Source organism: Terribacillus halophilus (genome assembly GCF_900101385.1).
GTDB lineage: Bacteria > Bacillota > Bacilli > Bacillales > Amphibacillaceae > Terribacillus > Terribacillus halophilus.
The window spans coordinates 1-23,988 of the sequence record NZ_FMZB01000006.1 but is presented as its reverse complement, the minus strand read 5'-3'; the positions used below and the strand labels follow the sequence as shown (position 1 = coordinate 23,988).

Here is a 23,988-nt window from a genome sequence, read left to right as displayed (position 1 = left end):
CTGTTCTTTTGCTTTCTATTCTTTCACCTACGTATAATATTCCGTAGAGCATGTAAGTCGCATGACGAAATAGGAGGCTATTATGAACGACTTCATCAATCAATTGCACAATCACCGTTCCGTACGGACATTTACTGATAAAAAACTCACTCAAGAGCAGCTGGATGCGATTATGGGTGCAGCTATCCAAGCACCGAACTGGATTAACGGCCAGCAGGTTTCTGTTGTCGCCGTAACTGATAAGGAAAGAAAAAGCCGATTAGCGGAGCTTTCCGGTAATCAGAAGCATATTGATGACGCTGCTGCTTTTCTCGTTTTCTGCATGGATTACAGCCGCGCTAAGCACATAACTGATATACACGATAAGAAACTTGAGGTTATGAGGGATATCGAAGCTGTATTAGTAGGCTCTACAGATGTAGGTATCGCGCTTGGTACTGCTGTTGCTGCAGCAGAATCCATGGGTATAGGCACTGTTCCGATTGGCGGCGTCCGCAGAAGTCCTGCTGAGATTTCCGAACTGCTTGAGCTGCCAGAGCTCGCATTCCCGATCTCCGGTCTTGCTATTGGTTATCCTGCTGATCCACTGCCAGCTCAGAGCCCGCGAATTCCAATGGAAGCTTTCTATCATAAGGAAACATACGTACAAAATCAGAAAGCAGCAGTTGAAGAAATGGATAAAAGACAGCAAGAAGCAATCAAAGCCCGCACCGGCGAAACGAAAGCACACCCTTGGTCGGAAAGAATTGCCGCTTTCTATTCCGAACGGTATAAAGAATACGGAAAAGTAACAGACGTTCTGAAACAGAGCGGATACGATTATAAATAAAAAGAAGCAAGCAGAAAGGAAGTATGAATGATGACCAGAACACCTTTATCGGTTTTGGATTTATCACCTGTACCAGACAATAAAACACCAAAAGAAGCCTTTGAAAACAGCAAACAGCTGATTCAGCACACAGAAAAACTGGGATATAATCGTTACTGGGTTGCGGAGCATCACAATATGCCGAGCATTGCCAGCTCTGCGACTTCTGTCTTGATCGGTTATCTAGCTGGCCATAGCTCCACTATCCGTGTCGGCTCCGGCGGTGTGATGCTGCCGAACCACTCTCCGCTAGTCATAGCGGAGCAATTCGGCACATTGGCAACGATGTATCCAGACCGTATCGACCTTGGATTAGGACGTGCACCTGGTACAGACTATATGACAAGCCGCGCTTTGCGTCGTGATGCACATACAAGTGCAGAGAACTTCCCAGAAGACGTGAAAGAGCTGCTCGCCTATTTCAGTGATGCCAACCTGCCAATTAAAGCACACCCTGGACACGGTACGAATGTGCCGGTTTATCTATTAGGTTCCAGCACGTTCAGCGCACAGCTTGCTGCGATGCTCGGTTTGCCTTTTGCATTCGCCAGCCACTTTGCACCAGGAGAGCTGCACAATGCACTGCGCTTATACCGCGAACGATTCCAGCCTTCTGTTTACCTGGACAAACCATATGCAATGGTTACAGTTAACGGTATCGTTGCAGATACGAATGAAGAAGCGGAATTCCTTTCCACGACATTAAAGCTTAAATTCCTCAGCATCATTCGCGGCCGCTCTGGATCTTCCACTGCCCCTGTCGAGAGCATGGATCATATTTGGAACGAGCACGAAAAGCTGCATGTGACAAACACATTGACCTACTCCTTCGTCGGAGATAAAGAAAAAGTAGCCAGTGAATTAGAAGCATTCCATGCGAAAACGCAGTTTGATGAACTTATCGTTTCAGCCGACATTTTTGATCAGGAAAAACGCAGAAATAGCTATACATTACTATCCGAGCTTTGGAAGTAATCACGTAAAAGAACCTCAATTAAAGAGGTTCTTTTTTTATGTATAATCGATCAATATCTCTTTGAATAGACACAAATTGGTATAATATTCCACGTACAATGAAAGAAGTGATACTTTGAAGAAGATAAAAAAGCGATTGTTATTTACCTTAATAGCAGTTATTGCATTAGTTTCAGGTCATGCTCACGGCGGTCAAGTTAGAATACCTTTTGTTGGTGGTTTAGTCGCTCCGAACCAAGGTTTTCTCCCAAAGTATACTGCAGGTAAACACGTCTCAGATAATACTTCAATGTTTGTTAATAGAGGTCTTGGAAATAGTACAATTCCTTTGGGAGTATTTAATCGTCCAGAAATTATTGTTTTAACTTTATCGAGAAGCTAAATACGATAGATGGGATGCTTTATATGAATTACACTTTTCCGATATTTCTAATCTAATTTCTAAAATTATATATTAACGTTATGCAGTATTGTTAAAAGGCAATAAAAAGAAGACCACTACTATTTTAGCGGTCTTCTTTCCATTATATTAGCTATAAACTTCCTCAACTGGTGTATCTCCAGCCAGCAAGGAAACAATCTTCCCTTCCGCCTTCTCATTTCCAATAGCTGCGACAATTGCACGTGCCACATCTTCTCGCGGAATCTGTGTTGTCTTGAATTCGGATGGATCTGTTGTAACTTTGCCAGTTCCTGCATCATCCGATAATCCACCTGGACGCAAAATCGTATAGTTCAGCTTACTGCCTTGAACGATTTGATCCGCATAATGCTTCGCGATGTAATACGGCTTCATGCTTTCGCTCCACTCTTCTGGAGAATCAGCGTGGATAGCACTGACCATAATGAATTGCTTCGCTCCAATTGCTTCAGCGGCTTTCACTGACTTCGCAGCGCCGTCCAAATCAATCGCCAACGTCTTATCAGCTCCAGTACTTCCTCCAGAACCTGCTGTAAATACAACAACATCGGAGCCTTGAATTGCGTCTGTAATCGCGTCCACATTATCCTCCAAGTTCAAGAAGACCGGTTTTACGCCTTTCTCTTCGAAATATCCGAATTGTTCTTCCTTCCGCAATCCGACGGATACTTCGTGCTCTTTCTTCTCATTCAGTACGTTAACCAGGTTTTTCCCTACTTTACCGTTTGCTCCGATAATGAATACTTTGCTCATGTTCATCCCTCATTTCCGTTTATTTCAAAAAGCTGTCATAATCCGTGCGCTCATTCTGGACACCGATCCATTTCGTTTCGGTGAATTCCTCCAATGCCCATTTACCATTGAAACGGCCAAGCCCGGATTGCTTCACCCCGCCAAATGGCGCTTGCGGTTCATCATTGATGCTCTGGTCGTTGACATGAATCATTCCCGTTTCGACTCGCTTGGCAATCAATTCACCATGCCCCACTGTAGAATGCACAGCACCGGAAAGACCGTATGGATGCTCATTGGCCATCTCGATCGCTTCCTCTTCTGTTTCAAATGTAATGATCGGTGCAATCGGTCCGAAAATTTCTTCTGCGGCAAGCGGAGACCGATTGTCCACTTGGTTGACGACAGTAGGCTCTAACACATTGCCATTCCAATTGCCGCCAGTCAAAACGTTTGCTCCAGCATCAATCGCACGCTGCAGCTGCTCTTTTATGCTTTCCACTTGCTGCGCATTTATAATCGGACCTACTTGAGTATTTTTATCTCCAGGGTCACCGTATCGCAGTTTTTTGACTTTTGCAACGAACTTGCTCGTGAATTCCTCGGCTACGGAGGCTTGAACGAGGATGCGGTTCAGCGCGATACAAACCTGTCCTTGGTGATAGAACTTACCGTAAACAGCGGATTCCACTGCCATATCGATGCTGGCATCATCCATCACGATGAGCACGTTGTTACCGCCCAGCTCCAATGCTGTACATTTAAGTTCACCAGCTGCAAGAGATGCGATATGCTTACCGACTCCGGTGGATCCTGTAAAAGAAATCAATCGCGGAATCGGATGCTTCACAAAAGCATCACCGATTTCGGAGCTCTTACCACTGACAAGGTTGACCAGACCTTTTGGCGCTCCAGCTTCCTCGAACAAAGCAGCCACAAGCGAACCTGCTGTCACTGTCGTATCCTTGGAAGGTTTGATGACCACGCCGTTACCAGCGGCCAAGGCCGCTGCAACAGAACGCATGGTCAAATGAAGCGGGAAGTTCCAAGGGCTGATAACACCCACTACTCCCAGCGGTTCCTGATAAACTTTATTCACCTTGCCGGGAACATGGGAAAGGAATACTTCCCCTTTCATCCGATTCGGATAAGAAGCCGCTTCCTTCATAAAATTGACCGCAGTCGTGATTTCGCCGACCGCCTTCCGATACGTGCTGCCTGCTTCCTTGATCAGCCATTCGATGAACAGCTCTTTCTCTTGTTCCATGATCTGGATTGCCTTCTCAATAAGCTCCCGCTTCACTTGCGGCGGCTGCTTTGCCCATTCCTTCTGCGCTCTGGCTGCTGCTTTATAAGCCTCATCCACGTCAGCTTCATTTGCTCCTTGAATCGTAAACAAAGTTTCACCTGTATATGGATTGATATTTTCAAACGTCTCTTCACTGTTTCCTTTACGCCATTCACCGTCTATATAAAGTAAATCGAACTGCTTTTGCATGATAACGCCTCCCTTGGGTTTATCTCGACTTAGAGACAATTCCCCCTCTGCATGAGATTAAACAAGTCACCTGTGAGACGTCTTCTCCATTTCTCAGCGTTTTCTAATTTTCACTTCATGCTGCTCTAAGATGTGTTGGATATAGTAGAACCATAACAACGAATAAGGAGATGGATTACTATGAAAAGAAAGAATCTACTAGCAAGCGGTCTAGCACTGACATTGGCAGCAGGATTGGGGTTCGGTTTCCAGCATGTGAGCGCGGACGATGATAAAGTTCCAACTGACACAAAAGTGAATCTGGATCAAGCAATCGATAATGCAAGCAAAGAACAAGCAGGAACAGTCACTAGCGTAGAGCTGGATACTGCACGTAATGGGCAGGCTTATTACGAAGTGGATATTAATGACGATAAAGCAGAATATGATCTTCGCGTAAATGCAGATGATGGATCAGTCGAGTCTCGGAAAGATGACGATGATGATGATAATCAAGTAACGCAGCCAAAAGTAGATATCAAAGCAGCAGCCAAAACAGCTCTGGCACAAGAAAAAGGTGCTGTACTGACTGATATCTCCCTAGATGAAGACGATGGCAGACTGGAATATGATGTGGAACTTCGCACAGATAAGGATGAAATCGAAGTGACTGTTGACGCAGAATCCGGCGACGTGACATATACAGAAAAAGAATCCATCCATTACGATGATGATGATGGTGATGATGACTGATCAAAACCCGAGTCTCCTTTAAGGAGGCTCTTTTTTATGTTTCATATTCTCCAAACAGGTTATTAATAGGTGGAATCTGATATCCGAAGCTGCCCACCGTCCGACAAAACAGAAAGACTGATAACAATGGAAAAGCACCCCTCGGGCTGACCCCGGGAGGTGCTGTTTTCGTTAATCGCTCAAGCTTCCGCCATTTGTTTTGATGACCTTTTTATACCAATGGAAGCTGCTCTTTTTCACTCTTTTAAGAGAACCATTACCATCGTTATCCTTATCTACGTATATATAGCCATATCGCTTCTTCATTTCCCCAGTACTCGCGCTGACGAGATCGATCGGTCCCCAGCTTGTGTAGCCAAGGATTTCTACGCCATCCTCAATCGCTTCGCGCATTTGTTCCAAATGTTTTTGAAGATAGTCAATCCGATAGGAATCTTCCACTTTCCCCTCTTCATTGACCGTATCCACTGCACCCAAGCCATTTTCCACTACAAACAACGGTTTCTGATAGCGATCATAAAGCTGATTCGCTGTAATACGGAAGCCTGTCGGGTCTATTGTCCAACCCCATTCAGATTTTGGCAAATATGGATTTTCCACCGATCCAAATACATTTCCGGCAGTGGTCTTGCCGAGCACTTCCGGATCCGTGCTTGTCGTACGGCTGGCGTAGTAGCTGAAACCAATATAATCGACAGTATGGCGCAGTATTTCTTCATCGCCTGGTTCCATCTCGATGACAATATCATTATCTTTGAAAAAGCGTTTCGCATAGCCTGGGTAGGCACCGCGAGCCTGTACGTCGATAAAGAAGAAGGAATCCCTGTCCCTATCCATCGCTTCCAGATAATCGGCCGGATTTGGTGAATACGGATAAGTCGTACCCGCAGCCAGCATACAGCCGATTTTTGCCCCGGGAATGATCTTGTGACATAGCTTCACAGCCAATGCACTCGCAACCAGCTGATGATGAGCGGCCTGGTACTGGATTTGCTTTTTGTCATCCCCCTCACGGAAGACTAATCCAGCACCGACAAATGGCAGATGCAGGAGCATATTGATTTCATTGAATGTCATCCAGTACTTCACTTTATCTTTGTATCTGGTGAAAATGGTTCTGGCATAGTTTTCAAAGAAGGAGACAAGTGCCCGATTCTGCCAGCTTCCATATTTCTGTACAAGATGGACTGGTACATCGAAATGCGCCATCGTAACCACTGGCTCAATTTCATATTTAAGCAATTCATCAAACAAATCATCATAGAACTGCAATCCTTCTTCATTCGGCTGTTCGTCATCCCCGTGCGGGAAGATTCGAGCCCAAGCAATCGAAACTCGCAATGCTTTGAATCCCATCTCTGCAAACAACGCAATATCCTCTTTATAGCTATGATAGAAATCAATAGCCTCGTGTGATGGATAATACGCTCCTGCAACTGGTTCGAGTGTATCGATATTACCTTGCATGATGGAGAATCTATCTGCTCCAATCGGCAGCAGATCGACTGTCGTCAATCCTTTTCCGCCCTCACGATAGGCACCCTCTACTTGGTTGGCTGCAACCGCACCGCCCCATAAAAATCCTTCCGGAAAAATACTCATGTACACTGCTCCTCTCAATCTACTATCAAGCATTAAATATTCAGGGTAAGCAACGGCTCGCCCCATTTCACTTGCTTTTCCTCTGTTGCCGCAACCAGATTGTAATCCTTTACATCCGTGACTACAACTGGTGTCGTGATATCGAAGCCCGCATTCTGGACACTTTCCAAATCGAACTCTATTAACAGCTGTCCTTTTTCCACGCGGTCCCCTTGCTTTACTTGAGCCTCAAAGAATTTCCCATCCAACTGAACTGTATCCATACCGATATGGATGAGAATTTCGGCTCCGTTATCCGTTGTGATTCCAACGGCATGTTTTGTTGGGAATAAAACCGACACAACGCCAGAAGCAGGTGCGTACAGTTTTCCTTCTGACGGGATGATTGCCACACCCTTGCCTAGTGCACCTGTTGCAAATGCCTCATCCTTGATTTCAGATAAAGGAACTACAGAACCTTGGAATGGGCTAGCAATAACATCATTGCCAATAGCTAGCTTCTCTTCTTTCTGAATTGGCGTTGTCGGCTCCTGAACTGTATCCGGCTTATTGTTTTCCTTTGTGAATCCAAATAGCATCGTCAGTACAAATGCAGCAGCAAACGCCACTCCGATTGAAACGAATGAACCCCAGAATCCCACGTCGAATCCATTTGGACCAATGAATGTAGGAATCTGGAATATACCGAGTCCGCCTGTCATATACCCTGTCGTCTTGAAGATACCTAAAACAGCTCCCCCTAAAGCACCGCCGATACAGCTAATGATAAATGGACGTTTCAGCGGGAGTGTAATACCATAAATTGCTGGCTCCGTCACACCAAATATACCTGAAATAAATGCTGGTATGCTTAATGTTTTTAGTTTCCGCTGCTTAATACGGATCCACACTGCCAATACTGCACCGATTTGAGCGAAGGAAGCAGCAAAAACAAGTGCCAAAACCGGGTCTCCGCCGTATACGGACAAGTTATTGATTGAGATTGGGACAAGCCCCCAATGCAATCCGAAAATAACGAAGATCTGCCAAAAAGCCCCTAGGAACAAACCAGCAATGATCGGACTTAGATCATAAATGCTAAGTGTCGCTTGACCGATAAGCTGTCCTGCCCACGTAGCAATCGGGCCTATTATCAGAAATGTCAGCGGTACTATCACCAGCAGTGTCAAAAACGGTACAACAAAGGTCTTGATGACATCAGGTACAATCTTAGCGAAGCCTCTTTCGATCTTTGCTGCAAAGAAAGTCGCCAAAATAATCGGAATGACAGAGGATGAATACGTCATCAAGATTACCGGGATCCCTAAGAAAGTAATATGCACAGGAGATTCAAACAGCGTACCACTGAATAATGTATACAGCGGATCGCCCGTTGTAAGTCCCGATAATGTCGGATAAACAAGTGCTGCACCGATAGCCATCCCGATAAAATGACTGCCGCCAAATTTCTTCATTGCGGTATAACCTAAGAAAATAGGAAAGAAGTAGAACAAGGAATCGCCAATAGCATTAAGGATTTGATAGGTTCCGGAATCTTTTTCAATCCATTTAAAGGCCAGGAACATGGCATTGAAACCTTTGATCATACCTGTTGCAGCCAAAACCCCAAGTACTGGCGTAAAAATGCTTGAGATGATATCGATGAATTTATTGAAAGGATTCGTATCTTTATCGTCTTCCTGTGCTGATTGTTCGTTGCCGGTAAAACCTCCGACATGCGTTACTGCTTTATAAACATCAGGCACATGGTTACCAATGACAACCTGATACTGCCCTCCGCTTTTCAGGACGGTGACGACATCGTCCATGTTCTTGAGTGCATCGGTGTTTGCTTTATCTTCATCTTTCAATTTGAACCGTAAACGGGTGATACAATGGACAACACCGTTGACATTCTCCCGGCCGCCGACATGTTGGATGATATCTTTAGCCAATTGTTCATACTTCATCTTAATCCCACCTTTTATTGGAATTTGGCAAATAAAAAACCTGATTAGCTTTGGCGCACAAATGCTGTGCGGCCAAACTAATCAGGTTATGCCCTATTAAGGTAACATTCCTTCGAAGGATATTCAGCTGATGGTTAAAATGTATCACCTTCACCCAAAAATGTCAACGCTTACATTTACAATTTATTTACTTTTATGCTGATTCGATTGTTTTGTCAGACGATGTATATGAACAGTAAGATACAATTGTTCATCCTGCGTAAGTCCAGAATCAAATTTTTCCCTCAAATAGACGTCTATTCTTTCTGTACATTCGAATGCATGCTTGTACTTCAGCCGTACTTGATCATAAAGGAATGATTCTGCTAATTCAGGCAATCTTTCATCTCGCAGGAAACGCACAGCAAAAAATCGCAAGTGTGTCAGGAAACGCTCATAATTGACCGAGCTCTCATCCAGGTTTCCTTTTACATGATACGTAACAATATTCAGCAGGTTGCTGACCATTTCCGTCACTTGTACGGCTGTCATCACGTGCTCGCCTGTCAGCTGACTGTTGACCAAATGCAATGCGATGGATGCCGCTTCATCCTCACCCAGTTTATAACCTGTATCTTCCTCGATTATGTCCAGCGCTTTCCACGCAATCTTGTATTCTTGTTTATAATATTTCCGTATCTCCCAAACAAGCGGGTTCTTCAAGGTGATTCCTTGTTTCTCTCTGCTGATGGCAAAACTGAGGTGATCAGTCAATGCGACATAAAGATATTCATCCAAGTCGTACGGGAGATGGCCACGTGCATATTCCACTATTTTGGCAACAATATTAAGATAAACTGGAGAAACATCCCGCAATAATGTCTCTAATTTATCGGTCATACCTGACTTTTCCAAGATGAATTTTTTCTCAATCTGGGATACATCTATGCTATCTCCTATTTTCTTCTTAAAAGCTAAACCTTTTCCCATCACGACAAGTTCCTGATTTTTATCATTCCTTGTAACTACAACACTATTGTTCAAGATTTTTTCTATCTTCATCGTTTTCCCCCATGTCCTAACAGAATGAAAAAAACCCAAATTTACACATAGCAGCTGTCTGCTTGTGCAAATTCAGGTTTTGCCCGCAATGCGGTAACAATCCTCGCTCAATTTGTAAACGCTTTACACTGAAAATATCACAGCAGTATTTCCCTGTCAATCTAAGGAAGTAAAGTCCGTTTTCACTTTCTTTATTTAAACTAACGATTATTTTAATTATAAAATGGAAATTACAAGCCAATTAATCGCTTTCCTACTCTGCAGAAAGGTATAATCAAAGCTGGTATAGAAATCTACTATTAGATATTTACATATACAGAAGGGATGTAAGAGGATGAGCAATCTACGAGAAGATGCGTTGAAAATACACCGTGAAAATAAAGGGAAACTGACAATGAAGTCGAAGATCCCCGTTCGTAATGCGACGGATCTGAGCCTTGCTTACTCTCCTGGTGTAGCGGAACCTTGTAAGGAAATCCACCAAAACAGGGATGACGTTTACGAGTACACAATGAAAGGCAATATGGTTGCTGTTGTCAGTGACGGTACTGCCGTGCTTGGCCTTGGAAATATCGGCCCTGAAGCTGCTCTTCCAGTAATGGAAGGAAAATCTGTCTTGTTCCAAAGTTTCGCGGGTGTTGATAGCTTCCCGATCGTGCTTGATACAAACGATGTGGACGAAATCGTTCGCACTGTGAAATTGATGGCGCCAACATTCGGCGGCGTGAACTTGGAGGATATCTCTGCTCCTCGCTGCTTCGAAATCGAAGAGCGTTTGAAAGCTGAAACAGATATCCCAGTATTCCACGATGATCAGCATGGTACTGCGATTGTAACAGTTGCCGGTTTGCTGAACGCGTTGAAATTGGTTGGCAAAAGCTTCGATAACATCAAAGTTGTCGCGAATGGTGCTGGTGCTGCCGGTATCGCAATCATCGAATTGCTGCACAGCCTTGGTGTAAACAATGTCATCATGTGTGACTCCAAAGGCATGATCTACGAAGGTCGTCCGGAAGGCATGAACAAAATGAAAGACCGTGTAGCGAAAATCACGAACCGCGACCGTCAGGAAGGTAGCCTTTCCGATGCGATCAAGGATGCTGATGTGTTCATTGGTGTATCGTTGGCAAACCTATTGTCAAAAGACGATGTTCGTACAATGGCAAAAGATCCGATCATCTTCGCAATGGCGAATCCAGATCCGGAAATCCTGCCGGATGATGCAAAAGAAGCAGGCGCCCGCGTAATCGGTACTGGCCGCTCTGACTTCCCGAACCAGGTGAACAACGTACTTGCCTTCCCTGGTATCTTCCGCGGTGCCCTGGATGTTCGCGCAACTGGCATCAACGAAGAGATGAAGATTGCAGCTGCGAAAGCGATTGCCGAGCTGATCGACGAGAGCGATTTGAACGAAGATTACGTAATCCCGGCTCCATTCGATCCTCGCGTTGCGCCAGCTGTTGCAAAAGCAGTAGCAAAAGCGGCGATGGATACTGGTGTCAACCGTATCACGGTTGATCCGGAAGAAGTAGCTGAAAAAACTCGTCAGCTGACAATCATCGACAAAGACTAAGCACAAAAAAGAGGAATCCCGCGGGATTCCTCTTTTCTATTATTTATCCAAGTTCAATACAGTCAGTTTCTCTCTTGTCATGGAAAGAATACTGTTCGCAATACCTTGCGTTCCCATACCAGAACCTTTTACTCCAAGGAATGGGAAGTGGTCTGGACCACGCTCTGTGCGTCCGTTGATTTGGACAGCACCAGTTTCCAATTCATTCGCAATATAGAAGGCTTTATCCACATCACGTGTGAAGATGCTCGCCTGCAAGCCGTACTCGGATTTATTGGCGATTTCGATCGCTTCCTCATCAGAACCAACACGGATGACAGGAAGTACTGGACCGAATGGCTCTACCCATGCAACATCCATATCTTCCGTTACATGATCAAGCAAAGTCGGATGAATCAGATTGCCTTCGCGTTTGTTACCTGCAAGAAGTGTCGCTCCTTTTTCCAATGCATCATCGATTAACGCTTGCACGCCATCCGCTGATTTACTATCGATCAATGGAACAACTGTATTGCCGTCTTCTGGAGAACCAACAGCCAATTTCTCCACTTCAGCCTGCAATTTCGCAACCAATTCATTTGCCACATTATCATGGACAAGTACACGTTTGATCGCTGTACAACGCTGACCTGAATAAGAATAAGCTCCGCTGATGATATTCTTCACAGCCTTATCAATATCTGCATCTTCGCGGACAATACCAGGATCTTTACCGCCAAGCTCAAGAACGACAGGCTTCATGCCAGCAACTTTCGCCAGATTCTCACCTGTTTTCGTTCCCCCAGTGAATGAAACCATGCTTATATCTTTATGCTCCACAAGGAAGTCACCGATGACAGAACCGCGGCCAGTGACAATATTGACAACACCCGCTGGGAAGCCAGCTCGGTCGAATGCCTCCATCATCTTGATACCGCTCAAAGCGCCTTGCGTTGCAGGCTTGAAGATGACCGTATTACCGGAAATAAGTGCTGGAGCCAGTTTGGATGCTGATAAGTTTACTGGATAGTTGAATGGCGCAATTGCCAGAACGACACCTAATGGTACCCTATCCACAATACCAACCTTGGAACTGGAACCACCCGGGAAACGATCGCCTCTCATGCTTTCGCCATTGGTATGCAATGCTTCCTGTGCAGTATAACGGATATAATCATATGTCCGCTGCACTTCACTTTTGGCATCTTTCAGGCTCTTACCGACTTCAAACATCATTGTTTGTGCAAGTTCATCCTGCATTGCAAGCAGTTCATCCGCCCATTTATAAAGCAAATCTGCCTTTTCCTGCAAGGAAACCTTTGCCCATGCTTTTTGTGCTTGCTTTGCAGATTGGATTGCCGCTGCTGCCTCTTCTTGGGATAATGCCTGTACAGTTCCAACGACGCCCTCTTTGTACGGAGACATGATTTCCACTACATTACCGGTGGTGCTTTCTTTCCATTCGCCATTCACGTAATAACGTTGTGCTGTTAATGTTGACTCCATTCCTTTTTCCTCCTCGTGTTACAGTTAGTTTATTTAATTAAAAAACTTAAAAAAGTTTCTGACACTCATTCTACTACTAACATTTTTATAATGGAATCTTTTTGCTCAAAAAAATTAATTTAATTTTTTCCGTAATATCAAGGTTTCTAAGTATATAACATATAAAATTAGTATGTCATTATTATTGTTAAATCTGTTATCCATAACAGATTGGAATCCGATGAATATACGTATAAATGCATTCTTTTTTAACTAAAAAAAGAGGAGCATCATTCGCTCCCCTCCACTTCCTGGCATAGATCATCTACATATTCTCCTAGGATTTCCGCAGCATATTCGCCAGTAAAATGTCCTGGATCTAAAAATCGGTGGATAGCCAATCCATCAACCAGCGCATATAATTTTTCCGTCTCCTTGTTTAAATCCTTCCCACTTTTCAATATATCACTATCCGAAAGCAGTACCAATAAGCGCTGTACGACTTCCCTGATTCCGTCCGTCTGCTGAAAATTATTCCCGTGCTTATATTTGAAATGCAAGGTGAATACAAACCATACTTGCATCTCCGCCATTGTCTCCGAATCTATCGGGAGAAGCTCCAACAGCACCTCTTTGGCAAGCTGTTTTGGCGGCAGCGGCTGCTTGATGACCTGCATGATCCGATCTTTACAACGGGTTTTGACAAGTTCCATCGCATACTCCAGCAGTTCATCCTGCGTTGTGAAATAATGACGCAGCGAACCTAATGACAAACCGGCCTCCTTGGCAATATTCCGGACGGATGCTGCCTCTATCCCCCTATCCATGATGACCTTCCAAGTTGCTTTGGCTATATCTTGTTTCCTTGCTTCATGATCTATTTTTTTTGGCATAGCATTAATGTAGCAGAGGGCGCATGCAAAATCAATTTTTTAATACAGTTGTATCACCATAAATCTTGTGTTAGCATAATAATACAACTGTACTAAAAAAGGAGCTGAAAAATGAACGCCATCATTATATTGATCATCTTGTGCGAAATTGGTTTCTGGATTTTTATTGCAGCTGGGTTAATTGCCCGTTATGTATTTAAGCTTCCCAAAGTTGGTTTGATCTTGCTCTCGGCAACCCCATTGATCGACCTGGTTTTACTTGCAGCTACAAGCTTTGATTTGGCACGTGGAGCGACAGCAACAATCGCACATGCAATTGCTGCCGTGTACATCGGTGTAAGCCTAGCCTATGGGAAATCGATGATACGCTGGGCTGATCAGCGGTTTGCTTATTACATCATAAAGCAAGGTGAAAAGCCCAAGAAGCTCTACGGTAAAGAGCATGCCTTGAAGGAAGTAAAAGGATGGCTGCAGCATGTGCTTGCATATATCATTGGTGCCGGGCTATTATTTGCTGTCATCTTTTGGATTGATGATGCAGAAAGGACAGCAGCACTCACCAGTGTTCTGCGGATCTGGTCAATCGTTCTCGGAATCGATTTTCTCATCAGTTTCAGCTATATCCTGTTTCCTAAAAAAGAGAAGCATGCAGGCTCCTAGAGCTGCATGCTTCTCTTTTTAGAAATCTTCCTTTTTCGATTTTTCATTAGCTACATTCATAATGAAATAACAGATGACAAGCAAGAGGATTGCCCCGCAATAATATAATGTATGGAGTGCGCAGACGACGATAAGGCGAATCAATGCTGTTATCCCTATATACAGGAAATAGCGGATCGGAAAATGATAATCTTCCTGAAAGTACTTCACTATCATGGCAATGAATTCGAAATACAGGAAAAACACCAAAATATTATTCAAAAATTCCAGTCTGGAAGTGTTCCCTTCATTGAATAAGGAATTGTTGATAATATCGATCAATTCCTTCGCCAACAAGATAGTAATGGCGATTGCCAAAAGAATCAGGCCGATATTCAATACATATTCCGCAAGACTTTCGCAATTGTGCTTTCGTATGCTTCTTCTTTGTACGCATTTGGGTCCGCATCGTATCACCTCAAATATTACTATTCCCTACCTTTTCACCAAATACGCGGAACTGATTTCGGCAGTTCGTGTCACTCCGGATAATGCATACGTCAATTCAAGCTCAGTTCGCAGATCACCAATCACACGGCTTACCCCAGCTTGTCCATCAGCTACGAGTCCGTACACATAAGGCCGGCCGATCAGGACACTGTCAGCTCCCAAAGCGATCGCCTTGAATACATCTGCACCGCTCCGCACACCGCCATCCATCAGTATGGGCACTGCTTCATCTACTTCTTGCACAATAGCCGGCAGTGCACGCACTGAAGCAATGGCACCATCAAGCTGCCGGCCGCCGTGATTGGAGACGATAATTGCGTCCAATCCCAAATCGACTACCTGTCTTGCATCGGCAGGATGCAGGATACCTTTTACAACAATCGGCAACTTTGTCTGGTTCCGCAAGAATCGCAAATCATCCCATGACAGATTCGGGTGATGGATATTATCCAAAATCGCATCCCTTATATGCTTCTCTGTAAGCTGTGGCACCATGTCTTGAAAAACAGGATCATGTATGTAATTTGCCGCTCCTTGCAAAAGTTTGAGCGGAGAATATCCATTTCGATAATCTCGCTTCCTCCAGCCCAGCAGTCCAGTATCGACTGTGACAACAATAGCCTGATAACCAGCCTCCTCAGCCCTTCTTGCCATGCTGGCAGTTAAATCAAGATTCTTCGACCAATACAGTTGAAACCATTTCACCGCTTTTGGCGCTGCCGCTGCAATCTCTTCTAACGAAGCTGATGTAACCGTGCTTGCAACAAATGGAATACCCGCAGCTGCAGCAGCTTTCACACTGCCAATTTCCTTCTCGGAATGAAAGATCCCTTGGAATCCGACTGGAGCAAGCATCAACGGCAGGCTTTGTTCTTGGCCGAACAGCTGGATGGACGGATCCACATTCGAAACATCGCGCAGAACCCGCGGCAGAATGTCGTAGTCGTTGAATGCTTCTCGATTCTGCCCTAACGTTACCTCATCACCTGCTCCGCTTTGCAAAAAACCAAACGGACCAGCCGGGAGAATTTCCCGCGCTCGTTTTTCCCATTCCCCTGCAAATAACGGGTAATCACCTGTTGACTCCCCGATTCTAGTAAACACATTTCCCACTTTCCATACCCCCAATCATTTCTTTGTAATTATAATAGAATAATTCGAACACGTTAGGAATTCCATACTTTTCGTGTTAAGATTATCTTTGAAAAACACGCAGACGGAGGCGGCAACCATGGCTACTTATCAAGATCTTTCGAATGAAGCGTTACAACAGAAATACAATACGCTGCAGGATGCATACGAGGCGATCGCCAGTCAGCAGCTGCAGCTCGATATGTCGCGCGGGAAACCTTGCACCGAGCAGCTTGATCTTTCCCAGCCGATGCTCGATATCCTTACGTCAAGCAGCACAGTCAAAACAGAAAACGGAACAGATGCCCGGAACTATGGTGTATTGGACGGCATTCCGGAAGCAAAAGCACTTTTTTCCTCTATTTTGGAAGTTGAACCGACACAAGTGATCGTAGGCGGAAACAGCAGTCTGACAATGATGCATGATTCTATCGTTCAATTTTTGCTGCATGGTGTTTCCGAGGAAGCTACACCATGGATAAAGCAAGGCAATGTGAAATTCCTTTGCCCCAGCCCTGGTTACGATCGCCATTTCACCATTTGTGAAGCATTGGGTATTGAAATGATTCCTGTAGCGATGACACCAGAAGGTCCGGATATGGATGAAGTGGAAAAGCTGGCAGCTGCCGACCCACAAATCAAAGGAATCTGGTGTGTACCTAAATACAGCAATCCGGATGGTTTTACATATACCGATGCAGTCGTCGATCGACTTGCGGGCATGCAGACCGCCGCGAATGATTTCCGGATATTCTGGGATAATGCGTATATCGTCCATCATCTCTCAGACGAACCAGATGAATTGAAAAACATCCTTCCTGCTGCAGCAAAAGCAGGATACCCGGACCGCATCATGGAATTCACATCGACTTCAAAGGTGACTTTCCCGGGGTCGGGCGTTGCAGCACTTGCATCCAGCGAGAAGAATATAGCATTTTATAAAAAGAACTTATCCGTCCAATCAATTGGTCCGGATAAACTGAATCAAATACGCCATGTCGCATTTTTAAAAGATAAAGATACACTTTCTGCTCATATGAAAAAACATGCAGCAATCATCGCACCTAAATTCCATACTGTCTTATCCATCCTGGAGGAGAAATTGGGCGGAAAAGGGATTGCCGATTGGACGAATCCGAATGGTGGCTACTTCATCAGCTTGAACACGATGGACGGTTGCGCCAAAGATGTGGTTGAGCTTGCCAAGAAAGCCGGTGTGACATTGACTGGTGCGGGTGCAACCTACCCGTACGGCAAGGATCCATCCGACCGGAACATCCGCATCGCACCAACACTGCCGCCGACTGAAGAGCTGAAAAAAGCTATCGAAGTGCTATGCTTATGCGTAGAAATGGTCAGCATCAATCGTCTGTTGCAAAAATAAAATCAGGCCGCCATAGAGGCGGCCTCTTTCAATTTGGATAAAGATAATAATTTTGTTGACTTTCCTTCATAAATCCAATGGAAGTATACAAAGACAATGCTTTTTCATTTTCGGTCTGAACTTCCAGAAACACACGTTGACCCTTGGCTGTTTCCATCCGCACCGCTTCCTGCAGCGCCTTCCTCCCATACCCTTTCCCTTGGAATTCCGGCAGCACAGCGAATCCATATATCTCACTTCTTTTTCCATTTTGATGAATCCGGATCTTTCCGACTGCCTTACTTTCAGTCTCGATTATATAAAACTCCTTCTGAAAACCATCCTTCTCCATGCGGTCATTGTATACTTGCGCTTCTTCCGCATCAAAGTCGAAACAAAGGATATCCAATTGTATCTTCATTTCGATATCTTTCAAAGAAGAAGGGCGCAAACGAACTGACCCATCGGAACCTGGGAGTGCTTCACCTTCCCATCTCATCATGTATTCCGATTCTTTAAAAGTACAATTCACTGTTTCTATCCATGCTTTGCCTGATATACTATCTGCCGGCACATTCAGTAATTTGTGCCGAGCTTTTTCCATGGCAGGGATGCTTTCTTGGAAAAGCTCACTGAATATGCCTTTCCTCCGGTAATCCGGATGCACCATGCCGCAAACCTCGACTTTGCTGCCGAAGCTGTATAGACCCAGAAAACCAACAAGCTGGCCAGCTTCATATGACATAAAATCTGTCTGCTCGGATTCACTCCTGTTCTCAAGCATATCCCAATTCAGTTTCAGCTCTATCCCGTCGTACTGCTCCACTGTTTGCTGAAGCGCTTTTATTTCCTTTAGTTGAGCCACTGTAAGCAATCTCGATCCCCCCATGTCAGTTGCTTCACCTATTATACCTTAATTTTCCACATAAAAAATCCCGCCGCGTTAACGGCAGGATTCTGATTAATTTGCTTGATGGTCCACTTTCACTCGTCTGATGAAGAAGCTGATGACAACACCGACAATCGCAGCAATGATACCAAAGATAAAGGAACTTTGGACACCTTCTGTAAAGGCTTGGATAGCTGTATTTGGATCTTGCGGATTAGCAGCACTCTCCATGTATCTATCACTTCCAGCTGTCATGATGGAAATAGCAACAGCTGTACCGATTGCACCAGCAACCTGCTGCAATGTGTTCATGATAGCCGTCCCATCCGGATACAGACTAGGGGGCAGCTGGTTCAGACCATTTGTCTGAGCCGGCATCATGATCATGGAAATACCGATCATCAGCGCGATATGCAAACCGACGATGAAAGATGTGGATGTTTCCAATGAAATGGTAGAGAAACCGAACATAACCAAAGTGACGATGATCAGACCAGGTGTTACAAGGAATCTCGGTCCGAATTTATCGAACAAGCCACCCATTACAGGAGATAGCAAACCGTTGATAACACCGCCAGGAAGCATTGTCAGACCGGCAACCAGCGGTGTGAGTGCTAGTGATGTCTGCAAATACAATGGCAGCAAGATCATGGAAGAAAGCATAACCATCATACTCACAAGTATCAGCAGCAAGCCCAATACGAACATTGGATATCTGAATGCATTCAAATTCATCATTGGCTGCTCCATCTTAACTTGGCGGACAGAGAATAGAATCAGACTCAAGATACCAACCGCAATCGTGACAATAACGATTGGATCGCCCCATCCGCCACCTTCACCAGCATGGCTGAAGCCGTAAACCACTCCTCCAAAACCGATAGTCGATAGGACGATGGACAAGATATCGATTTTCGGCTTCGTCAATTGCGTAACGTTCTGCATAAAGAATGCACCGAAAACAAGTGCAATTACAAGCAATGGAAGGGAGAACCAGAAGATCCAGTGCCAAGTCAATTTATCGATGATCAAACCAGAAACCGTCGGACCTACGGCAGGTGCGAACATGATGACCAATCCAATCAATCCCATTGCTTTACCGCGTCGATGCGGAGGGATGATGTTCAGGATCGTATTGAACATAAGCGGAAGCAGCAAAGCCGTCCCGACTGCCTGCACGATACGCGCGATCAGCAATACGGCGAATGAAGGTGCAATGGCAGCGATCAAAGTACCAATGATCGAGAAGACCAAAGAAGTCAGGAATAGCTGACGCGTCGTGAACCACTGCATGATTAAACCGGAAACCGGTACGAGCACACCTAATGTCAATAGATACCCAGTAGTCAGCCATTGAGCTGAGGAAGCGGATATTCCGAATCCATTAATGATATTCTGCAGCGCGATATTCAGCGCTGTCTCACTGAAAAGTCCAACAAAACCAGCAATCAAGAATGAGATGATGATCGGCATCGTCTTTATATTGCTGGTATCCACAGCTGTTGCAGCTGTATTATTACTATCCATTTGCAAAGCTTTCTCCTCCAATGCGGAATTATTTATTAAGTAATGATGGAAGCTGTTTCGCGACACTATACAACGGACTTCCCGATGCACTTGTCAGAGCAAGGATGACCGCTCCTTCCACCATGGCATTTATCGTAACCGCCAATTCTTTCGCCATTTCTTTATCGTAACTGAAGGCGATTAATCTATCTGTATATAATGCCTGCCAATCTGCATAAGCATGCTGGCAGCTATTTCGCAATGCTTCGTGCGTTGCTGCAGTTTCAGATGCAATCAGTCCGATTTGCACACCTTCCATTTGATGTTTTTTTTCAAATTCGGAAGCAATCTTGTGAATATGGTACTGAAAAGCCTCTACTGCCGTACCCTTCGCTGCCAGATCCCTCGCGGCTCCTTCCAAGACATGTTCTTTCATGAGCCTGATGGCTTCGACTGCGATCTCTTCCTTTCCATTTGGAAAGTGATAGTACAACGACCCTTTTGGGGCACCGCTTTCCTCAATAATTTGATTCAAGCCTGTTCCGTGATAGCCCTGCCGCTGGAACAATTCCGAAGCAGTACATAATATAAGTTCTTTTGTGCTTTCCTTCTTTTTCACTGCACCATACAACCTTACACTCCTTAAATTATAGCAATTGGTCTAGATAATAATATTTTTTTTCGTTCAGACTGTCAAGAATATAATCTGTATAATATTTTATAAAGTTACTGTAAATCTCTAAACACCAGAACAAAGGTAATGTTATAGTACAAATGAATTTCTTACAGCACATTTCATCTCATACCAACGATTAATATATGGAAAGGCGTATGGAATATGACGAATAACCAAAAGAAATTATCTGCCCTTATTGAAATTTTTCTTATATCTCTTCGCTTGGGTTGTACATCCTTCGGTGGCCCCATTGCCCACCTTGGTTACTTCCAGGAGACGTATGTACGAAATAAACGTTGGCTTGGAGAACAAGCATATGCCAATCTTGTTGCATTAAGTCAGTTCCTGCCCGGGCCGGCCAGCAGTCAAGTTGGAATTGGGATCGGAATCATAAGAGGCGGCATACTCGGAGGAATCATCTCATTCATAGGATTCACCTTGCCTTCTGTCATCATTCTCATTTTGTTTGCCTTATTCCTTGTTCATATAGATTTGGCGGATGCTGGGTGGATTCAGGGGTTGAAGCTCGTAGCAGTTGCCGTTGTCGCTCATGCCATACTCGGAATGAGCCAGAAACTCGCAGCAAGTCCCATCACAAAGGGTATTGCATTAGGAGCTCTTGTACTTACACTTTTATGGTCCCATCAATTGGCACAGCTGCTGGCTATATTACTTGCAGCTGTTGCAGGCTATTTTCTGCTGCACCCTGATCAGGGCGATAAAAAATCTGCCGAGCTAAGCCTCTCCATCAATAAAAAGATTGGTGCAATCTGCCTAAGTCTATTTTTCATTTTATTAGCCGGATTGCCCTTACTGCGTTTGATAGCAGATGTTCCTTTTCTTGTTATGGCCGATAGTTTTTACCGTTCTGGTTCACTCGTCTTCGGGGGCGGTCATGTTGTCCTTCCACTCCTTGAACGGGAATTCGTCTCTACAGGATTGATCAGTCAGCAAGACTTCCTTGCCGGTTACGGCGCTGCCCAGGCAGTACCCGGGCCATTATTTACATTTGCTGCTTATCTCGGAACTGTACTGTACGGCTGGCAAGGAGGTTTACTTGCTACACTGGCCATTTTCCTTCCAGCCTTTTTGCTCATAATCGGGATGCTGCCGTTGTAGGAATCTTGATCAGTGCATTTTTTATCCCTATCTGGTCCACGACTATACACACAGCTGTTGACATTGCACTTGCTGCTGTTTACTATAGCCTGCTGGCCTTCTGGAAAGTGCCAGCTTGGGTCATTGTAATAATCGGCGCTATCAGCGGCTTGGTGTTATAGTAGTTTCCATGTGCCAACAAAGGGTATGAGGATGACACATACCCTTTGTTGATTATTCAAGCTTTTGTTTTTACATTCGCTTTCAAACTGCACATCCCTAGCAAGATCGCTAACATCAGCATGATCAAACAACCGATTTGTACCGCAGCTGCCACACTCGTCAACTGGTTGATACCAGCAAGTACTGCCGTCATCCCGATAATTAAGACGGCTTCAATTGATTGATACATACTTAGCATACGGCCCATCTGCTCGACCGGAATCCGCTCTTGCATATAGGTCACATATCCAGCATTGGCAAAAGCCAGTGCGCCGGATAGAATGAATACACCAGCACTTGCCGGTATGAAGCTTTGTGAAAAAGCGAACAGTACATATCCCATAGCTCCTGCTGATGCACCATATGTGAGTAATTGAACCGACCTGAAATAACGAGTTACTACAGTAAGCAGTACGGAACCAGAGATAAAGCCGACTCCAGCAATACTTACAAGTAATCCATATGAAGCTTCTGAAAGCCCAATCGCTTCAGCCGCAAAAGCTACTTCCATGGAATCAACAGATGCGGTCATGACGGTAAAGCAGCTGAATAAAAGAAGCAGAAATGTCAGCATGGCAAAGCTTTTACTATAATCGAAAACTAGACGCCAATCCTCTTTCCAGATCTGCAGCCATTTGCTTTCCGCTTTCTCCTCCAAGGCAACTTTTACAGATGGCAAAACAAAGCAAATGACTGCCGCCAACAGCAAAAGTAATATATTTACGGTTAACGCAGCCTCAACAGACCCAGCACCAACCAAGATTCCCGCTGCTGCCGGCCCTATCACAAAGCCGCTGCCATCTGCAATAGCGCGGTATGAATTGAATTTCTGCCAGTGCCGTTCTTTGATCAATCCAGTTATATAGGGCAAACTCGCTGGTTCAAAAATAGATCCAGCTGCTGCAACGAAAAACACCAGCACATAAATTTGCCATAGGGAATCAGCCATGATCATCCCGATTAATCCGACAATCCTTATTAAGTGCAACGTAATCATCAGCTTTCGATTATCCAACCGATCAATAATACTTCCAGCCCAGCTGTTCATCAGCAATCCTGCTGCCGGTTTGATCATATAGAGGATGGCGACAGCTGCTGCTGTCTGCTCTGCCTGCTCATATACTTTCAAATTCAAAGCAATCAAATACAACCAATCCCCACAAGATGCACAGGTAATCGCTATCAGCATTCCAATAGCACGAAAACGGTATTTCCCCATCTTCATTCCTCCCCATTTTCTGAAGTGAAGCAAATAAAAAAATCCCACCCCCAAGATTGTCATCTTAGGGGCGAGATTCCGTCGCGGTGCCACCCTAGTTTTCCTGACAAGTCACCCTGCCAGACTCAAAAAGTACACGCTGAATGCGTAGACCTTTGTGCAATAACGAGCACTCCCGGCCTGCCATCATCTATCCGGCAAGCAGCTCCACGGTTTGTTCCAGCTGGGCTCCTCCACCCTTTTCAGCATTGCGGGGATTCTCTGTAGAAGGAACTGACACACTATACTACTCCGCTTCATCACTTGTAAATTTTTTCTATATTAACACTCGAATGACTATTGTGCAATACATAGCTTTTTTTTATACCCTTTTATTAAGCGACCTTAGTCTCCATGTAGCAAATAATGGTACACTTGGTCTTTGGCATAATGCTTTTCATCCGAGGTGAAACAATGTTTAAAATATTCATTTTGATAATTTTTCTTCTTTTTATGTATTTCATTCTGAGGGGAGAAAAAAAAGGTGTAAGATATTCCACCCTCACCTACTTCACATTGCTTTCCATCATTTTCGTAACCGGAATCATATACATTTCCAACAAATATCGGATATATGACGGTCCTGTATTGGAGGGTGGTTTCAACAGTCTTTATCATTGGGTCAGTGTATTTTCCTATTTATACATCATTCCAACAATCTTACTTATTGCATATACATTATTCAAACTGATTCCCAAGCTGTCTGAACTGACTTGGATAAGAGTCACCATGTACATTTTTTGGTTCGCTTTGCTGGCAGGATTGAGTTATGTATCCTTCTTTATCTTCATACTTATTTTCTATGGTTTTGCACCTTAATCGATCTAGCATTATAAAAAAGACACTTCCCGAGTAGACTAACCTAGTCAAATGGGACATAAAAAAACACCCTTCAAGTGGTACACTTAAACTAAGTGTCAATTTGGAGGGTATTTTTTATGCAGAAAA

The 23,988-nt window shown here is 44.4% G+C and carries 20 protein-coding genes and 2 pseudogenes; 9 read left to right on the top strand and 13 right to left on the bottom strand.

All coding sequences use genetic code 11. The annotated features are described in order from the left end of the window. The first annotated feature begins 82 nt into the window (after window positions 1-82). The 3 genes and pseudogenes from BLQ53_RS11185 to BLQ53_RS11175 all read left to right on the top strand — a co-directional run. Window positions 83-829 carry an NADPH-dependent oxidoreductase gene (locus BLQ53_RS11185; protein WP_093727406.1) on the top strand — a complete coding sequence of 249 codons (747 nt, stop codon included), beginning with the start codon at window positions 83-85 and terminating at the stop codon, window positions 827-829. A 30-nt stretch (window positions 830-859) separates the two neighbouring features. Next, window positions 860-1,843 carry an LLM class flavin-dependent oxidoreductase gene (locus BLQ53_RS11180; RefSeq protein WP_212733366.1) on the top strand — a complete coding sequence of 328 codons (984 nt, stop codon included), beginning with the start codon at window positions 860-862 and terminating at the stop codon, window positions 1,841-1,843. A 166-nt stretch (window positions 1,844-2,009) separates the two neighbouring features. Further along, window positions 2,010-2,225, top strand: a pseudogene (locus BLQ53_RS11175) (metallophosphoesterase); the annotation flags it as partial. Window positions 2,226-2,372: 147 nt separating this feature from the next. Here the strand turns inward: BLQ53_RS11175 and BLQ53_RS11170 are convergent. Both BLQ53_RS11170 and BLQ53_RS11165 read right to left on the bottom strand, forming a co-directional pair. Next, entirely contained in the window at window positions 2,373-3,017 is a 645-nt protein-coding gene (locus BLQ53_RS11170; RefSeq protein ID WP_093727404.1) for an SDR family oxidoreductase, read from the bottom strand. A gap of 19 nt (window positions 3,018-3,036) precedes the next feature. Then, window positions 3,037-4,494: an aldehyde dehydrogenase family protein gene (locus BLQ53_RS11165; protein ID WP_093727403.1), complete on the bottom strand. Its 1,458-nt coding sequence runs from the start codon at window positions 4,492-4,494 to the stop codon at window positions 3,037-3,039. Window positions 4,495-4,674: 180 nt separating this feature from the next. Between BLQ53_RS11165 and BLQ53_RS11160 the strand changes: the two genes are divergently transcribed. Further along, window positions 4,675-5,226, top strand: coding sequence for a PepSY domain-containing protein (locus BLQ53_RS11160; RefSeq protein WP_093727402.1), 552 nt, complete (start codon window positions 4,675-4,677; stop codon window positions 5,224-5,226). Window positions 5,227-5,397: 171 nt separating this feature from the next. On the opposite strand, the gene BLQ53_RS11155 is transcribed toward BLQ53_RS11160, so the two are convergent. The 3 genes from BLQ53_RS11155 to licT all read right to left on the bottom strand — a co-directional run bounded on the left by BLQ53_RS11155 (window position 5,398) and on the right by licT (window position 9,818). After that, on the bottom strand, window positions 5,398-6,828 hold the full coding sequence (locus BLQ53_RS11155) for a 6-phospho-beta-glucosidase (RefSeq protein WP_093727401.1): 1,431 nt from the start codon (window positions 6,826-6,828) through the stop codon (window positions 5,398-5,400). Between the two features lie 32 nt (window positions 6,829-6,860). Then, window positions 6,861-8,777 (bottom strand): beta-glucoside-specific PTS transporter subunit IIABC, encoded by a 1,917-nt coding sequence (locus BLQ53_RS11150; protein WP_093727400.1) that lies wholly within the window; start codon window positions 8,775-8,777, stop codon window positions 6,861-6,863. Window positions 8,778-8,960: 183 nt separating this feature from the next. Next, complete coding sequence (gene licT, locus BLQ53_RS11145; protein ID WP_093727399.1) at window positions 8,961-9,818, bottom strand: BglG family transcription antiterminator LicT; 858 nt, start codon at window positions 9,816-9,818, stop codon at window positions 8,961-8,963. A gap of 334 nt (window positions 9,819-10,152) precedes the next feature. Between licT and ystJ the strand changes: the two genes are divergently transcribed. Then, complete coding sequence (ystJ, locus tag BLQ53_RS11140; protein ID WP_093727398.1) at window positions 10,153-11,391, top strand: NADP-dependent malic enzyme; 1,239 nt, start codon at window positions 10,153-10,155, stop codon at window positions 11,389-11,391. Window positions 11,392-11,430: 39 nt separating this feature from the next. On the opposite strand, the gene BLQ53_RS11135 is transcribed toward ystJ, so the two are convergent. Both BLQ53_RS11135 and BLQ53_RS11130 read right to left on the bottom strand, forming a co-directional pair. Beyond that, window positions 11,431-12,876: an NADP-dependent glyceraldehyde-3-phosphate dehydrogenase gene (locus tag BLQ53_RS11135; RefSeq protein WP_093727397.1), complete on the bottom strand. Its 1,446-nt coding sequence runs from the start codon at window positions 12,874-12,876 to the stop codon at window positions 11,431-11,433. 269 nt (window positions 12,877-13,145) lie between these two features. Continuing rightward, on the bottom strand, window positions 13,146-13,748 hold the full coding sequence (locus BLQ53_RS11130) for a TetR/AcrR family transcriptional regulator (RefSeq protein ID WP_093727396.1): 603 nt from the start codon (window positions 13,746-13,748) through the stop codon (window positions 13,146-13,148). A 111-nt stretch (window positions 13,749-13,859) separates the two neighbouring features. On the opposite strand from BLQ53_RS11130, the gene BLQ53_RS11125 reads away from it, so the two are divergent. Then, a complete protein-coding gene (locus tag BLQ53_RS11125; protein WP_093727395.1) occupies window positions 13,860-14,408 on the top strand; it encodes a hypothetical protein in 549 nt (182 codons plus the stop codon). A gap of 18 nt (window positions 14,409-14,426) precedes the next feature. Here BLQ53_RS11125 and BLQ53_RS11120 read toward each other — a convergent pair whose 3' ends face one another. Both BLQ53_RS11120 and BLQ53_RS11115 read right to left on the bottom strand, forming a co-directional pair. Further along, window positions 14,427-14,786 (bottom strand): phosphate-starvation-inducible protein PsiE, encoded by a 360-nt coding sequence (locus BLQ53_RS11120; RefSeq protein ID WP_244499336.1) that lies wholly within the window; start codon window positions 14,784-14,786, stop codon window positions 14,427-14,429. Between the two features lie 96 nt (window positions 14,787-14,882). Continuing rightward, window positions 14,883-16,010, bottom strand: coding sequence for an alpha-hydroxy acid oxidase (locus tag BLQ53_RS11115; protein WP_244499335.1), 1,128 nt, complete (start codon window positions 16,008-16,010; stop codon window positions 14,883-14,885). A 118-nt stretch (window positions 16,011-16,128) separates the two neighbouring features. Here BLQ53_RS11115 and BLQ53_RS11110 point away from each other — a divergent pair, with 118 nt between their 5' ends. Further along, window positions 16,129-17,412 (top strand): aspartate aminotransferase type Ic, encoded by a 1,284-nt coding sequence (locus BLQ53_RS11110; protein WP_093727394.1) that lies wholly within the window; start codon window positions 16,129-16,131, stop codon window positions 17,410-17,412. Window positions 17,413-17,440: 28 nt separating this feature from the next. Here the strand turns inward: BLQ53_RS11110 and BLQ53_RS11105 are convergent, their stop codons facing one another. From BLQ53_RS11105 to BLQ53_RS11095, 3 genes are all read right to left on the bottom strand, one after another. Next, window positions 17,441-18,256 (bottom strand): GNAT family N-acetyltransferase, encoded by an 816-nt coding sequence (locus BLQ53_RS11105; RefSeq protein ID WP_244499342.1) that lies wholly within the window; start codon window positions 18,254-18,256, stop codon window positions 17,441-17,443. A gap of 96 nt (window positions 18,257-18,352) precedes the next feature. Next, window positions 18,353-19,807, bottom strand: coding sequence for a DHA2 family efflux MFS transporter permease subunit (locus BLQ53_RS11100; RefSeq protein WP_093727392.1), 1,455 nt, complete (start codon window positions 19,805-19,807; stop codon window positions 18,353-18,355). A gap of 28 nt (window positions 19,808-19,835) precedes the next feature. Then, window positions 19,836-20,417: a TetR/AcrR family transcriptional regulator gene (locus BLQ53_RS11095; RefSeq protein WP_244499334.1), complete on the bottom strand. Its 582-nt coding sequence runs from the start codon at window positions 20,415-20,417 to the stop codon at window positions 19,836-19,838. Between the two features lie 207 nt (window positions 20,418-20,624). On the opposite strand from BLQ53_RS11095, the pseudogene chrA reads away from it, so the two are divergent. Beyond that, window positions 20,625-21,742: pseudogene (gene chrA / locus BLQ53_RS11090) on the top strand (chromate efflux transporter). Between the two features lie 56 nt (window positions 21,743-21,798). On the opposite strand, the gene BLQ53_RS11085 reads toward chrA, so the two are convergent. Next, window positions 21,799-23,001, bottom strand: coding sequence for an MFS transporter (locus BLQ53_RS11085; protein WP_170829667.1), 1,203 nt, complete (start codon window positions 22,999-23,001; stop codon window positions 21,799-21,801). Between the two features lie 453 nt (window positions 23,002-23,454). Here BLQ53_RS11085 and BLQ53_RS11080 point away from each other — a divergent pair, with 453 nt between their 5' ends. After that, window positions 23,455-23,859 (top strand): hypothetical protein, encoded by a 405-nt coding sequence (locus BLQ53_RS11080; protein ID WP_093727390.1) that lies wholly within the window; start codon window positions 23,455-23,457, stop codon window positions 23,857-23,859. Window positions 23,860-23,988: the final 129 nt, after the last annotated feature.

What these genes read in the sequence shown, in the direction of transcription:
- BLQ53_RS11185 (WP_093727406.1), top strand. Translation starts at nt 83, where the DNA reads ATGAACGACTTCATCAATCAATTGCACAATCACCGTTCCGTACGGACA.
- BLQ53_RS11180 (WP_212733366.1), top strand. Translation starts at nt 860, where the DNA reads ATGACCAGAACACCTTTATCGGTTTTGGATTTATCACCTGTACCAGAC.
- BLQ53_RS11170 (WP_093727404.1), bottom strand. Translation starts at nt 3,017, where the DNA reads ATGAGCAAAGTATTCATTATCGGAGCAAACGGTAAAGTAGGGAAAAAC.
- BLQ53_RS11165 (WP_093727403.1), bottom strand. Translation starts at nt 4,494, where the DNA reads ATGCAAAAGCAGTTCGATTTACTTTATATAGACGGTGAATGGCGTAAA.
- BLQ53_RS11160 (WP_093727402.1), top strand. Translation starts at nt 4,675, where the DNA reads ATGAAAAGAAAGAATCTACTAGCAAGCGGTCTAGCACTGACATTGGCA.
- BLQ53_RS11155 (WP_093727401.1), bottom strand. Translation starts at nt 6,828, where the DNA reads ATGAGTATTTTTCCGGAAGGATTTTTATGGGGCGGTGCGGTTGCAGCC.
- BLQ53_RS11150 (WP_093727400.1), bottom strand. Translation starts at nt 8,777, where the DNA reads ATGAAGTATGAACAATTGGCTAAAGATATCATCCAACATGTCGGCGGC.
- licT (WP_093727399.1), bottom strand. Translation starts at nt 9,818, where the DNA reads ATGAAGATAGAAAAAATCTTGAACAATAGTGTTGTAGTTACAAGGAAT.
- ystJ (WP_093727398.1), top strand. Translation starts at nt 10,153, where the DNA reads ATGAGCAATCTACGAGAAGATGCGTTGAAAATACACCGTGAAAATAAA.
- BLQ53_RS11135 (WP_093727397.1), bottom strand. Translation starts at nt 12,876, where the DNA reads ATGGAGTCAACATTAACAGCACAACGTTATTACGTGAATGGCGAATGG.
- BLQ53_RS11130 (WP_093727396.1), bottom strand. Translation starts at nt 13,748, where the DNA reads ATGCCAAAAAAAATAGATCATGAAGCAAGGAAACAAGATATAGCCAAA.
- BLQ53_RS11125 (WP_093727395.1), top strand. Translation starts at nt 13,860, where the DNA reads ATGAACGCCATCATTATATTGATCATCTTGTGCGAAATTGGTTTCTGG.
- BLQ53_RS11110 (WP_093727394.1), top strand. Translation starts at nt 16,129, where the DNA reads ATGGCTACTTATCAAGATCTTTCGAATGAAGCGTTACAACAGAAATAC.
- BLQ53_RS11100 (WP_093727392.1), bottom strand. Translation starts at nt 19,807, where the DNA reads ATGGATAGTAATAATACAGCTGCAACAGCTGTGGATACCAGCAATATA.
- BLQ53_RS11085 (WP_170829667.1), bottom strand. Translation starts at nt 23,001, where the DNA reads ATGGGGAAATACCGTTTTCGTGCTATTGGAATGCTGATAGCGATTACC.
- BLQ53_RS11080 (WP_093727390.1), top strand. Translation starts at nt 23,455, where the DNA reads ATGTTTAAAATATTCATTTTGATAATTTTTCTTCTTTTTATGTATTTC.